The 12,826-nt window shown below is 68.5% G+C and carries 14 protein-coding genes; 2 read left to right on the top strand and 12 right to left on the bottom strand.

Features of this window, described 5'->3' with window-relative positions:
* From VGS97_RS26405 to VGS97_RS26360, 10 genes are all read right to left on the bottom strand, one after another.
* A partial coding sequence (locus VGS97_RS26405) for a YqcI/YcgG family protein (RefSeq protein ID WP_326856365.1) occupies window positions 1–344 on the bottom strand: 344 nt, incomplete at its 3' end.
* A gap of 200 nt (window positions 345–544) precedes the next feature.
* A complete protein-coding gene (locus tag VGS97_RS26400; protein WP_326856364.1) occupies window positions 545–877 on the bottom strand; it encodes an FAS1-like dehydratase domain-containing protein in 333 nt (110 codons plus the stop codon).
* A 48-nt stretch (window positions 878–925) separates the two neighbouring features.
* Window positions 926–1,579, bottom strand: a complete 654-nt coding sequence (locus VGS97_RS26395; RefSeq protein WP_326856363.1) for a hypothetical protein — start codon at window positions 1,577–1,579, stop codon at window positions 926–928.
* Window positions 1,576–1,899: a Rieske (2Fe-2S) protein gene (locus tag VGS97_RS26390; protein ID WP_326856362.1), complete on the bottom strand. Its 324-nt coding sequence runs from the start codon at window positions 1,897–1,899 to the stop codon at window positions 1,576–1,578. The genes VGS97_RS26395 and VGS97_RS26390 overlap by 4 nt, the downstream gene beginning before the upstream one ends.
* Window positions 1,896–2,723 carry an iron-containing redox enzyme family protein gene (locus VGS97_RS26385; RefSeq protein WP_326856366.1) on the bottom strand — a complete coding sequence of 276 codons (828 nt, stop codon included), beginning with the start codon at window positions 2,721–2,723 and terminating at the stop codon, window positions 1,896–1,898. Before VGS97_RS26385 ends, VGS97_RS26390 begins: the two co-directional genes overlap by 4 nt.
* Window positions 2,724–2,731: 8 nt before the next feature.
* Window positions 2,732–4,030, bottom strand: coding sequence for a beta-ketoacyl-ACP synthase II (gene fabF / locus VGS97_RS26380; RefSeq protein ID WP_326856361.1), 1,299 nt, complete (start codon window positions 4,028–4,030; stop codon window positions 2,732–2,734).
* Entirely contained in the window at window positions 4,030–5,841 is a 1,812-nt protein-coding gene (locus VGS97_RS26375) for a thiamine pyrophosphate-binding protein (protein WP_326856360.1), read from the bottom strand. The genes fabF and VGS97_RS26375 overlap by 1 nt, the downstream gene beginning before the upstream one ends.
* On the bottom strand, window positions 5,838–6,968 hold the full coding sequence (locus VGS97_RS26370; RefSeq protein WP_326856359.1) for an aldehyde dehydrogenase family protein: 1,131 nt from the start codon (window positions 6,966–6,968) through the stop codon (window positions 5,838–5,840). The genes VGS97_RS26375 and VGS97_RS26370 overlap by 4 nt, the downstream gene beginning before the upstream one ends.
* 125 nt (window positions 6,969–7,093) lie before the next feature.
* A complete protein-coding gene (locus VGS97_RS26365) occupies window positions 7,094–8,545 on the bottom strand; it encodes a class I adenylate-forming enzyme family protein (RefSeq protein ID WP_326856358.1) in 1,452 nt (483 codons plus the stop codon).
* A gap of 144 nt (window positions 8,546–8,689) precedes the next feature.
* Window positions 8,690–9,538, bottom strand: coding sequence for an alpha/beta hydrolase (locus tag VGS97_RS26360; protein ID WP_326856357.1), 849 nt, complete (start codon window positions 9,536–9,538; stop codon window positions 8,690–8,692).
* A 297-nt stretch (window positions 9,539–9,835) separates the two neighbouring features.
* Here VGS97_RS26360 and VGS97_RS26355 point away from each other — a divergent pair, with 297 nt between their 5' ends.
* Window positions 9,836–10,069: a hypothetical protein gene (locus VGS97_RS26355; protein ID WP_326856356.1), complete on the top strand. Its 234-nt coding sequence runs from the start codon at window positions 9,836–9,838 to the stop codon at window positions 10,067–10,069.
* 5 nt (window positions 10,070–10,074) lie between these two features.
* On the opposite strand, the gene VGS97_RS26350 is transcribed toward VGS97_RS26355, so the two are convergent.
* Together VGS97_RS26350 and VGS97_RS26345 are read right to left on the bottom strand one after the other, a co-directional pair.
* Window positions 10,075–11,721 carry a thiamine pyrophosphate-binding protein gene (locus VGS97_RS26350; protein WP_326856355.1) on the bottom strand — a complete coding sequence of 549 codons (1,647 nt, stop codon included), beginning with the start codon at window positions 11,719–11,721 and terminating at the stop codon, window positions 10,075–10,077.
* Entirely contained in the window at window positions 11,718–12,491 is a 774-nt protein-coding gene (locus tag VGS97_RS26345) for a cyclase family protein (RefSeq protein ID WP_326856354.1), read from the bottom strand. Before VGS97_RS26345 ends, VGS97_RS26350 begins: the two co-directional genes overlap by 4 nt.
* 149 nt (window positions 12,492–12,640) lie before the next feature.
* On the opposite strand from VGS97_RS26345, the gene VGS97_RS26340 reads away from it, so the two are divergent.
* Window positions 12,641–12,826: hypothetical protein (locus VGS97_RS26340; protein WP_326856353.1), on the top strand; the 186-nt coding region annotated here is incomplete at its 3' end.

Here is a 12,826-nt window from a genome sequence, read left to right as displayed (position 1 = left end):
AACCCGAAGCGTTTCGAGGCCGGGTCCGCGTCGTACTGATCGCTCCAGGCGTGGTTGCGGCTGTCCTGGTCGTGCATCGCTTGCAGATGGCGCCAGATGGCGTTCTCGAAGAACTGTTCCGAGGGGTCGGGGAGTTCGTCGTAGGTGGCCACGTACGACGTGAAGCTCTGCGCACTCGGCTCGAATTTTGCCAGGAACTCGGCGAGTCCCTCAAGGTGCGCCAGTACCGCCTCCTCGCTGCCCAGTTCCCCGAAATGCCGGTGCAGGACTGTCTTTCGGCGTAGGGCCGCTTTGGCGCCCAGACAGGAGAAGTCGTCCCTGCTGATGAACTCCGCCAGCGCCAAGGGCAAGGAAATCGCGGCTGACGTTTTCGCAGTGTCCGTAGTGTCTGTAGCGTTCGCTGCGTCTATGGCACCTGCGTCGCCGATGGAGGCAGGGGTGTCCGGGACGTCTACGGTGTTTGGGGGTGGCTCGGTCGGCGCGCGCCGGGTGGACAGGGGCTGGCTGGTCGCTGCCGTCACAATCTCACCGGCCTGGTCTGTGCTCACCACAACACCTCCGGTGTCAACAGGCCTCCGTCCGTGGCCTCGCGGGCATGCGCGATGTGGGCGCGGGCCACCGGCACGTCACCGGCGGTGATCGGCCGGGAGCGCTGAAAATCCTCGGACAGGTGAATCGCCGACGGGTCGCACCCGAGTGGATTCCCCTGGGGGACCGACTCTTGCGTCTGGCTGGGCGGGAGGGTGGCGAAGGCGGGCGGGGCGATGACGTCCGGATCCGGATGGCCGAGGGTGCGGGCCGCCGCCGACGGGCTGTGGTGGGCCGGCGAGGCGGCGCCGATCGCTTCCGTGAACTCTGTGATGCGCTCGCGCGTCATCTCCACAGGGGGGAGCGCAGCGGCTTCCGTCTCCGGGTCAGCGGACACTCACGCCACGCTCTCCGGCCGTGTGCGCGCCGCCGTTGACGTGCAGATTTCCTTGGTGGTCGCGGGAAATCGGTCCGACGGCAGCGTCACGCGGGGCTTGGCGGTCGGCTCGAAGTCCTTGGTGGCCCAGCACAACGGGGAGTGCGCGGCCTGATCTGACGACTTGGCCTCCTCGGCTTTCTTAGTCTTGTCGGTCGCGAGCTGCTTGATTTCGGACTGCCCGTATGCGGCGGATCGTGCGAGTGTACGCAGTGGCTTTGCGGCGGTTACGGATTGGGGGGAAATCGCGGACGTGTTGGATGCGGTCGCTGCGTCTCGGTGCGAGGTCTCCAGTTGGTTTCCGCCGAGTGTGTTGGCGGGAGGGGAAGCGATCGTGGGGGGTACTTCGTCGGGGTGATCGGTGTGATTTTGGGTCCGGGCTTTGGGCGTTGCCGGGTGTTTGTTGTTTGTGACGTTCGGTGCGATGACGGGTGTGGGATTGGGCAGGTGCTTGGTGGTCCGCTTTACGGGGGAGAGTTGGCCGAAGCCGGTGGGGGGCACCTGCGATCCCTGCTTCTGTGCGACGCGGGGCACGTGGAAGGTGATGGGGCTTTCCGTGATGACTCCGGTGATTGGAGCGGACTTGTCTTTGCGCAGGCCGCAGCGGGTGGTCATGATGACCTCCCTTCGTGCTGTAGGCCTTCGGGCGCCTCGCTTTCTTCGTGCGAGCCGCGCTGTTGGGGCAGTTCGTCGTAGACGCGCAGCGGTTCACAGGCGGGTCCGGCCACTCGCTCTCCTGTCTCAAGGCTGAAGGCGGAGTGGTGCAGCGGGCAGGTGATCCGCTGCTTCTCCACGTCGACCGTGCCGTAGCGCAGCAGGCCTTTTCGGTGTGGGCAGATGCCGCTTATCAGTACCGTGCGGTCGGCCAGTTCGACGGCGATCACGTCGCCGTCGAGTCGGCGGACCTGAGCCTGGCGCTCCTGCCCGGCGGTCATCCGGCAAGCTTCCGGGACCTGATGATCGCCTGCTCGGTGGCGGTCGAGACGATGGCACCGGTCATCTGGACGCCCGCCCACACCTTGGCGAGGTCGATGCCTGTCTCAAGCTCCTTCTCGCGGATCGCGGCACGCATCGACCTGCTGTGGTAGGAGTCGATGTACATGTGCTCGGTGTAGTACGCGTGGTTCTTCACGCCGAGCCGCTCGGCCGCGTGGGCGAAGCTGCGGAACCCGTACGGGACGCTGGTCTCGAAGTACGCGTAGCCGCCGAGGAAGTACTCGGAGGGCTGCGCCCGGTTGGCCAGCCAGTGAAGGTAGTTCACGTAGGCGAAGCTGTCCTGGCTGCTGTCGAGGTAGCTTTCGACGTCGATCGGCATGCCGAGCTCGATGAGCAGGTCGCGGTAGAGCTGGGCGTGGGACATCGACTCGTTGCCGCAGCCCAGTTCGTCGATCAGGATGCGGAAGACGGCCATGCCGGAGCGGTACGGCAGTTTGGGCACCGACGCGAGCAGGGAGAGCGACTCGGTGAGCCCGTCGACCGCGAATTCCCGCACCACATACTCGAACTGCTCGCGGGTCGCCTCAAGCGCCAGGTGCAGATAATGCTCATTGGACTTCTTGACCGCCTGGGCGAGGTGCTCCCGCATCCCCTTCATGATGTCGCTGGTGGAGCCGAAAGCGGGCGCCGTTCGCTCGTACTCCTCGGCGATGGGCAGGATCCAGGCCTCCTCCATCTGCGTCAGCTCGGCGTACTCCGCGACGGTCGGCGTCTTCTGATAGAGCTGGTAGAGCCGCCGCTGGTCGATCACGTCGGATGTCATGTCCACGATTAACGGCTCTCCGTCTTCTTCTCGCTGGGGACGGGGATCAGCGTCCAGCGACGCAGCACGAGCGCCGCGTTGTGGCCGCCGAACCCGAAGGAGTTGCTCATCACCGTGGCGACGGGATGGCGCTGCGCCGTATGCGCCACGAAGTTGACCAAGGGATCGATCGGGGCGTGGCAGTTGATCGTCGGCGGTACCACCCCGTGGTTGATCACCAGGCTGCCGATGATGGCCTCTACAGCGCCCGCGGCGCCGATCATGTGGCCGGTCATGGACTTGGTCGAGCTGATGGGGATCTGCTCGGCACGTTCGCCCAGCACGGCGCGCAGAGCGGCGAGTTCCGTCGGGTCGTTCAACGTGGTGCCGGTGCCGTGCGCGTTAACGTAGTCGACGTCGTCCGGGCCGATCCTGGCGTCGCGCAGGGCCTCGGCCATGGCACGGCGCATCCCTGTGCCTTCCGGGTGCGGGGTCGTCATGTGGTACGCGTCGGAGCTCGCCGCATAGCCGAGGACCTCCGCCAGGATGTGTGCGCCGCGAGCGAGTGCGTGCTCCTCGGATTCCAGGACGAGGATGCCCGCGCCCGCGGCCATCACGAAGCCGCCGCGGTCCGCGTCGAACGGGCGCGAGGCTTGGGCGGGGTCGCCGCCCCGGGAAGTCAGGGCCTTGGAAGTGCCGCCGCTCGCGATGTCCAGCCGGGTGATGATGTCCTCGGCGCCGCCGGTGATGACGACGTCGCTGACGCCGCAGCGGATCCACCGGGCGGCCTCACCGATGGCGTCGGTCCCGGACGCGCAGGCGCTGCTGGTGGCTCTGGAGGGGCCGGTCGCGCCGACGGCGATGCTGATCTCGCCCGGTGCGCTGTCGATGGCGCCGGTGACGCCGGCGAGCGGCGACACCGCGCGCGGTCCCTTGGCGTCCAAGGCGCGGGCGTGGTCGTAGATCGAGCTCATAGCACCGTACCCGCTGCCGATGAGGATGCCGACCCGGTGCGCGTTGCCCTCGTCGATGACGAGCTTGGCGTGTGCCTGCGCCTCCTGTGCGGCGACGAGCGCGTAACGGGCGTAGCGGTCGGTCCTGCGGACTACTTTATAGGGCAGGTACGCGCCCGGATCGAAGCCCTTGATCTCGCCCGCGATCTTCACCGGCAGGTCGTCCGCCTCCACCTGGGTGATGGGGCCGACTCCGCTGCGGCCGGACTGGAGGCCATCCCACGTGGTCGCCACGTCCAGGCCGAGCGGGGTGACCATGCCCCAGCCGGTGATCACGACCCGGCGTCGATCCGGCTGCGCTGGCGGTTGCGCCATCAGGCCTTTCCTTCCGAGATACCGGGTGCCGGGAGAAGTGGGAAATCGCCCCCGGCCGGCGCGGCGCCGAACAGCGAATCCGCCATCCGCACCGGCACGTTGAGGACCACGGGCCCACCGAACTGGCAGATCTTCCAGGCGCGCTCGACATCGGAGCGCACGGTGGCCTTTTCGCCGAGGGTCAGCTGGTGCAGCCCCGGCAGCTCGGGCGCCTGCTGGCGTACGGCCCCGGAGTGTACGAACCGGAACTCGGGCAGCGGGTTCTCGCGCTGGTCGAGCTGACTCTGTAGCCAGCCGTACCCGCCGTTGCGTAGGACGACGTAAAGCACTCCGAGCTGCTGCTCCACGAGCGTGGGCAGGTCGGCGGCGAAGATGTTGAACGCGCCGTCACCGACGAATGCGACCACCGGCCGGTGCGGGGCCGCCGCCTTGACTCCGGCCGCGGCGGCGGCGCCGAAGCCCAGGCTGGTCTGCTCGGACGGCACGATCGAGCCGCTACGGGGAGAACCCGCGTGCACCGGGTACCGATACGACCACATGTCCTGTAGGCCGTTCTCCTGTACCAGGATCAAGTCGTCGGGCAGTACTTCGGCGAGGGCGGCGAGCACCTCCGCGATGTGAAGTTCTTCCTCGGCGGCGAACCGGTCCAACTCCGCGCGGTGACTGTTGTGGAGCGCCTCGTGGACGGCTCGCACCTCGTGGACCCAGGACGACTCGTCGGTCGGTCGGCCTGCTGCGTCCGCGAGCAGCTCGGGGAGCAGGGCGGCCGCGTCCGCAAGGACCTTGGGCCCGGCGTAGTCGCTGTGGAACTCCGAGGCGTCGAGGTTGACCTGCACGACGGGCACCTCGCGGCCGATGCCGGAGGGCCAGCCGTACGTGGCCGTCTCCTCAAGCCGACTGCCCAAAGTGAGCACGCAGTCGGTCCGCGCCCACAGCTTTTGCGAGGCCTCCGGCAGGTACAGTCCGGCCAGCCCGCAGAATTGCGGGTGGGTCTCGTCGAAGGCGCCGCGACCGCTCGCGGTGCTGAACACGGCGGCGCCCAACCGTTCGGCCAGACCCTCCAGAATCCGCGGCCCGTTGTGGTGGCGCATGCCGCCGCCGATGAGGACGACCGGCCGCTCGGCGCCCCGCAAGGTGCGCAGGGCGGCCGATTCCTCGTCGAGCCGCACGCTCACGGGCCGTACGAGCTGGTCGGCGGGCCCGTCGCCGTGTGCTGCGGCCGCAGACTCGGCGGGCAGCGGGATGCGGGCCGTGAGCAGATGGTCGGGCAGTTCCAAGTAGACCGGCCCGGGAACGCCTTCCCGGGCCACCATCAACGCCCGCCGCAGCATGGGCGCAAGGCGGCCCGGGTCGTCGACGCGGGCCGCCCACTTCACCAGCGGGCCGATCACCGAGAGCTGGTCCAGTTCCTGGAAGGCCGCGGTGCCCCGCCGTTCCACCGCAGTGCCCGCGGACAGCAGTACCACCGGGGCGCAGGAGTACTTGGCCTCCAGCAGCCCTGTCAGGGTGTTGGTGACGGCGGGTCCCTTGCCGGTGAAGGCGATTCCGACCGCGCCTGACTGGAGCGCGTAGCCGGTGGCCATGAACAGGGCGTTGCGCTGGTCCCTGCACAGGACGAGGCGTATGCCCGTGCTGTCGAGGGCCTCCAGCAGGTCCAGGTCGTCGGCAGGCAGTCCGAAGGCTGTCCGCACACCGTCGAGTTCGAGCAGCGCGGCCACCGCCCTCCAACAGCCCTTCACCGCGTTGTCCGCCTGCTGAGCGCCGACCGTATCCAGTGCTTCCGCGGCACCTGGTGCGTTCTGCCCGGTCACCGCGCACGACCGCTCGGCGCGAAGTGACCGTGATCGGCGACAGCCTTGGATATCAGCAGCGGCTCAGCAGTCCTGACGCCTCTGACGGCCGCGTAGTTGGCCCGGATACCCATTCCGCCGAAAGGCTCGTTACCGTCCTCGATATCGAGCAGCGTTTCATTGACGCTCACCATGTGACGGCGCCCCAGCAGTTCTACGAGCTCGTCGTCACCGCCGTATACGGTGGCGGCCATCGCGCGCTCCTCGAAGAAATGGTGCGTGACCATCGACTTGAGCCAGGTCTGGCTGGTGTAAGGCACCACGTTGAAGATCGGCGCGAAGAGTTCGTCCGGCAGGAACTCGGTGTCGACGGGCTGGACCACGATGGTCGGGCTCAGATGTCCCTCCACGAAGTCGGCGTGGCCGCCGGCCGCGATGAGTGCCCGGTTGCGGGCGAGGTATCTGATGGCCGACTCGAAGGCGTCCAGGTAGTGCATGGAGCCGTAGTCGGCCGTCTTGTCGTCGTTGCCGCCGTGTTTGAGGGAGCTGACCCGGCGGCACAGCAGGTTGACGAACTGGGAGCTGACGGAGCCGTGGACGAAGATCACGTCGGGGCCGAAACAGTCCTGCCCCGAGTTGATCATGCGGGCGCGCAGCGCTCCGTCCACGGCCTTTCCGATGTCCGCGTCCGGTCCGACGATGAACGGGTTGACGCCCTGGCCGAAGTAGAGGAAGAGCTGGTCCTTGCGCAGCCGGCCGCGGATCTTCTCGGCGTTTTCGTACGTTCCGGTGAAGACCAGCACCTCGGATCGCGCGCCCGGGCCGCTCAGGAAGTCCCGCTGGCTGCTCGGCTCCTGCGCGATGGGCAGGTCGTGCGCGGCGCCGAGGAGTTTGTGCAGCTGCCCGGTCTGATCGCTGATCCGCCCGGAGGGCCGGAACGTCACGCGCTCGGTGTACAGGCTCGGAATCAGCAGGTACAGGATGTAGCTGTAGAGCGGGATGTTCGACGGCATGAGCACGGATATCTCGCCGATCCGTGGCGGCCGGTGCCGCTCCACCTCCGCGCGGGCACCTTCCAGGGCTGCGATGGAGGCATCGATCTCACCGTGGGCGGTGCGGTAGTTGCAGGTTTCGAAAAGGGCTTCCATAACCTCCTGGCGACGCGTGCGCAATAGGTCCGCCACGTTCCCCAGGGCCTCTATGCGTTCTGCGAAGGGAATTCGGTAGCCGTCCGGAACTGCGACTCCCGGATCTGCTTTGGCAAGGTCCTGAATCATCGCGCTACCTTATTCTCTGTTTCCCGATGAACAGCGGATTCTGCCTGCCGCTTCAATGCCTGGCCGTCGACCTTGCCCGTGCCATTGAGCGGAAACTCGGAAAGCACGACGACCCGGTTCGGCCATTCGTGCTCCACGACGCACTTCTGGATCTCCTGCCGCCAGAACGCGCTGGAGCGCTGCTCGTCGTCCGAGACGAAGAAGACGAGATGGGCGCGGTTGTCGTGGTCGCTCTCGACCGGAATCACCCGCACCGGGGCTCCGCAGGCCGCCGCGCGGTCCGCGATCGCGTCCGGGTAGAGGGTGTGTCCGAGGCGGTGCACGGCCGCCCGCCTGCCCAAGACCGTGAGGTTTCCCGCGACGTCGATGCGCCCGATGTCGTTGGTCCGGTATTCCGCGTCGGTGACGGGACGCACGGCCCCGCCTGGTTCGAGCAGCCCCGTCATGTAGTCGGGGGTCCGGACGATGATCTCGCCGACCTCTCCCGGCGGCAGGGTCCGGCCCGCCTCGTCGACGACCCGGACGGTGATGCCGTCAAGCGGTAGCCCGCAGCCCGCCGGGTCGGGCGGCACCGCGAGCGCGATGTTCCCGGCTTCGCTGCTTCCGTACCCGTCAAGCAGTGGCCTGCCGACGACGCGCCGGAAGCGCTCGCCCAGTTCGCGGCGCAGGGGCTCCCCGCCGACGCACCACATCCGGACCGAAGCGAGCAGGCTGACGGGCCTGCGGCTCCTCTCCATGACGTTGAGCAGCGAGTGATAGGTCGCAGGTACGGCGTCGACGACGGTGACCCCGTGGTCGTGGATGCCGTCCAACGCGACGTCGATGCGGTGGCTGCTCGACTCCAATACGAGCGTGGCACCGGTCAGCTGCCAGAGCAGCAGCATCGACAGCCCGTACTGATGGGTGAACGGCAGCAGCGGCAGCAGCACGTCGTCGTGGCGGTAGGCCATCCTGGCCGCGGTCCGCGCTATGTTGCTCGACAACGAACTGCCGGAACGCACGATCCCCTTGGGTGCCCCTGTACTGCCGGAGCTCCACACGATCAGCGCGTCGTCACGCGCGAACCACCGCGCGTGCGACGCCGGTTCGGCCCTTTCGCCCGAACTCCCCGAACCCGCGGCGGCGACGATCTCGGACAGGAGCAGCCGCACTGTGCCCGGCGCGGCGTCATCGGGCCCCGGCTCGTCCGCCAGTATCCAGCAGGCGCCTGATTCGGCGGCCCTGAGCCCCTGCTCGGCCGCGGAGAGCCTGCTGTCGACGAGCGCGATGGACACCCCGCATTCCATCAGTGCGAACAGGACGACGATGAAGTCCTCGCTGTTGGCGCCGGTCAGCAGGACCCGGTCGTCGGAGGTGATTCCGCGCCTGCGCAGCTCCTGCGCGGCGGCCTGGCAAGAGCGGTCGAACGCGGCGCGCGGCACTCGGCGGCCGTCGGCGTGCACGATCATGATGAGTCCCCCGTAAAGATGGCGCAGTTCCTCATGGGCCGCGGCGGCAGGGCGAAGGAGCTGCGCGCCGCGAGCACTGCGACAGTGGCGCAGCATACAGATACGCTTGGGAATCCGTCCGGGCAGTCCAACCGTGCGATCGGGTCAGACCGTCGCGGCCGGGCCGTTCGTGCTCTCAAGGAAGGCCACGATCCGGGTGACCGTCTCCTGCGCGCCGATGATGCGGTTGTGCCCGAGGCCTTGGGTGACGACCAGTTCGGCTCGGTCCCCGTATGCCTCAGCGGTCTCCCGCGCCTGGGACACGTGCGTAGTCTCGTCGCCCTCGTCGTGGACGAGGAGGATCCGCTGCACGCCGATCTGCTCCGGCGCGTACGGCGAGGCGAAGCGCACCCAGATGTTTGATTCCCCGGCGAACAGGTCGTTTTCCAGACGGCGGCGCAGCTCGGCCTCCATCTCCGGGCTCAGCCCGAGCATGTTGCGCATTTCGCTGATCAGGTGGTCGAAGCGGCTTACGCCGGAGATGCCTACGAGCGCGTCGGCCTTGACTCCCTCCCGCACCGCGAAGAAGGAGCAGAGCGAGCCGAAGGAATGGCCGACGAGCGCGCTGAACGCCCCGTATTGTGCCTGGAGCTTGCGGATGATGTCGCGGCACTCCACGATGGAGCTGAGCTCGCCGCCCGACTCGCCGTGCCCGGGCAGGTCGAATGCGAGGACGCTGTGACCCTGTTCGTGGAGCGCGGTGGCGAGGCCGGCGAGCCTCGCGGCACACGATGCCCACCCGTGCACGAGCACGACCGGGCGGTGGCCGTCGCCCCAACGGTACGTGACGACTTCCGTCCCACCGAGCTCGAACCGCCCGCGCTCGGCACGCTCGATGAGAGCGCGGTCGCCCGCACTGACTTTGGCCCGACTGGCCGGCCGCGTGAAGAGGCCGTACACCTTCGCCGCCTGGGTGTCGAAGCTGCTGGCCACTGCTTCAGGGGTCGGATTCATGCCGGGACTCCTTGGCTCGCGAACGAAGGACGGTGTGGGACTGGGCCGTGGAAGGCTGGAAAGCACGTCCACGATGGACAGAGCCGGCCCAGTCGCACTCACGCTCTAGCGCAAAAATCGCGGGCGACTTGATTGCCGTTCCCTCTCTCGTGACGACACTATACGACTACTGACTTGCTCCGGCGGAGTCTCTCATCGAACGTTCAACTGGGAAGCAAGGAGCTCGCGCGTGCGACGCACCTCCTGGGGCGGGTGACGGGCGATCACGCCGGTAGCGCACCAGTTCGGCTCATCGGTGTGAGCGCGACCGCCACAGCCGCCGAGCACCTGGGATCGCCGCTCGGCCGTGTCCCTGGCAGCAGCAGCTCCGGAGCGGATGGGATCATGCAGCCGCATCTGTACCCTTATATCCTCAGCGATCAAGCAGCTGTCAGCGCGCTGATGCCGGGCATGCATGGTCACACCAGGCAGAAGCATGCGAACCGGGTGAACCGGGTGCTCTCGGTCGTCTGCGTCCTGCTTGGCACGTGAGGGTTTCAGTGTCCGCGGAAGGCCTCTTCGAGCCACCATGACGGTGAACCGGTCGTGATCTTCGCGTCGACAAGCATGGGGTGGTCGCGGGGCCCGTCCAGCCATGTGGTGACGGCGGTCAGCTCCTCGGGGGCGCGTACGGTGACGGCGTCGCAGCCGAAGCCGCGGCCGATCGCGGCGAGATCGGTGTCCGGGAATCTGACGGTGCCCAGCGGGTGGCCGTGCGGGCCGAAATGATGGACTTCCGCGCCGTAGGCCGCGTCGTTGTAGACGACGATCAGGAGGCCCAGGCCGAGGCGCACCGCGGTCTCCAACTCGGCGATGCCCATCAGCGCGCCACCGTCCCCGAGAGCTGCGACGGTCAGCCGGTCCGGCCGGGCGACGGTGGCGCCGATGGCCGTGGCCAGGCCGAGGCCCACCGACTGGAACGCTTGGGTGAAGACCATGCCTTCCACGTCGGGCACGTCCAGGTACATCGCGGGGTAGCCCATGAAGTTGCCCGAGTCGATCGCGATCGTACGCTCGCGCGGAATCAACTCGTTAAGGGCGATCGACAGGGTTCTGGGATCGATGCGCGACGGCTCGCGGTCCTCCCGGTACGGGACGTCGCGCCAACGGCCCTCGTGTTTCAGGCGCACGGCGAGTTCGGGTGAGCGATAGCCGCCGTCGCTGCGGTCCCCCAGGCGAGCGAGGGCGGCGCGTGCCGTGAGGGAAACGTCGCCGTGCACACCGAGGTTGATCGGCTGGTGGGCCCCGAGCGAGACAGGATCCGAGTCGACCTGCACCACAACGGCGCCCTCGCCGACGAGCGATCCGTGTCTCAAGGTCCACATGTTCAGCGCGCAGCCCCAGCCGACGATCAGGTCCGCGCCGCGGATCAGCCCGGCCGCGAGCGGGGTCGCGAACCCGCCGCTGACGTCGAGATCGCAGGGATCGTCGATGAACAGCCCGCGAGCGGCCGCCGAGGTGGCGAGCAGTGCGCCGCAGCGTTGCGCGAGGCTGCGCAGCGGTTCGCGGGCCCCGCGGAGCCGTGCGCCGCGCCCGGCGATGAAGACCGGACGCCGGGCGGCTTCGAGCGCTGCGACCAGGTCCGAGACGGCTAGTTCGGACGGTTCGCATGGTGCTGGTTCATGGTGCGGGAACCGCGTCTCGGCCTCGGCGGGGCCCGTGTACTGCGCCGCCTGAACGTCGAGCGGCAGACTGAGCAGCACCGTCCGGCGCTCGCGGATCGCCGTCGTGCAGGCGCCGAGGGCGTCCGCGACCGCCGTGCCGGGGGCCTGGATGCGCATGGGGACGATCCCGACCGCGCCGGCGAGCGCGGCCGAGTCGATCCAGAAGTTCGACAGGAGCGAGGTCGCCTCGGCCGCGAGCACCAGCAGCGGTGTCCGGCTCTTCGCCGCCTCCGCGAGGCCGGTCATGGCGTTGGTCAGGCCAGGACCCTGATGCACTGACAGCACGCCGAGCCCGCCGCCCGCCCGGGCATGGGCGTCGGCCATCGTCGCGGCTCCGCCCTCGTGGCGGGCGGGCACGAACCGCGCCCCCGCGCCGATCAGGGCGTTGGTGACGTGGAAGTTCCCGCTGCCGACCAGCCCGAACACGGTTTCGGCCCCGGCGCGGAACAGCGCCCGGCCCACCGCCTCGGCGACGATCAATGTTCGACCAGCGCCAGAACCCGGGCCGGGCTGCCCGATCCGCCCACGATAGGCAGCGGCGCGGCGATCAGCACCGCCCCGCGCACCGGCAGCCGGTCGAGGTTGCGCAGCTGGGTGAGCCCGTATTTGCCCGCGCCGAGGAAGAAAGAGTGGCAGGGGAACGGCGGGTCGAAGCCGTGCGCCGCCCCCGCGTCCGTGCCCACCGTCTCCACCCCGAGCCCGAGCAGCGGGGTCTGCTCGGCCAGCCACTTCGCGCACTCGGGGGAGATGCCCGGGGTGTGCGGCCCGGTCTCGTCCGCGTTGAGGAAGTCCGCTTGGTCGCCCGCCCGCGCGTCCCATCCGGTGCGGTACAGCAGCCAGCCGCCGTCCGGCAGCGGGCCGTTGGCCTTCGTCCACTGCTGCACGTCCTCGACCTCCAGCAGGAAGTCGGGGTTTGCGGCCACCTGCTCCGTCGCGTCGAGCACCACCGCGGGTGCCACCAGCCGGCTCGGCAGGACCTGCGACACGTCCTGCCCGTCGCGCCCGGTGATCCAGTGGACCGGCGCGTCGAAGTGGGTGCCGGTGTGCTCTCCGGTGCTGATGTCGTTCCAGTACCACGCCGGTCCGCGCTCGTCGTAGCGGCTGATCTCGCGCAGCGAGAACGGCACGGTGTTCCCGAACGGCTCCGGCAGCCGCAGGATCGGCGTGGTCTCGGAGAGCGGCGCGGTCAGATCGACGACCTCGACCGTGCCGTCCGCGACGGCGGCGGCGAACTGAGCGAGCAGAGACAAGGCGTCCTCCCACGGCCCGGCGGCGCACCCTCGCAAGTGCTGACGTGACGTTAGCGCGTCGCCGAGTCGCCCGGAAGCCGTGCCTGCGAGGGTGCCTGCGAGGGGCGGGGCGTTGGATTGGGGATGCCTGCGGCAGGGACTGCTGGAACATGCCCAAGGGGGTTTTGTTCCGCGTCACCTGTGTAGGTGAGTACGCCTGCGAATGGCCGCGCGGCAAAGAGCGCCAGAGGTGGTGTGTACAGGAGGCCTGGTGCTTCTCCTTCATCCTTCATCAAGATTCGCGTGTACTCGCCGCGGGTGAAGAGATGGAATCGTGCGCGGCAGATATGTCGACG

Origin of the sequence: Actinocrinis sp. (genome assembly GCF_035946395.1) — a bacterium.
Classification (GTDB): Bacteria; Actinomycetota; Actinomycetes; order Streptomycetales; family Catenulisporaceae; genus Actinocrinis.
Note: the sequence above shows the minus strand (reverse complement) of the source record. Positions and strands in the feature narration are given on the sequence as shown.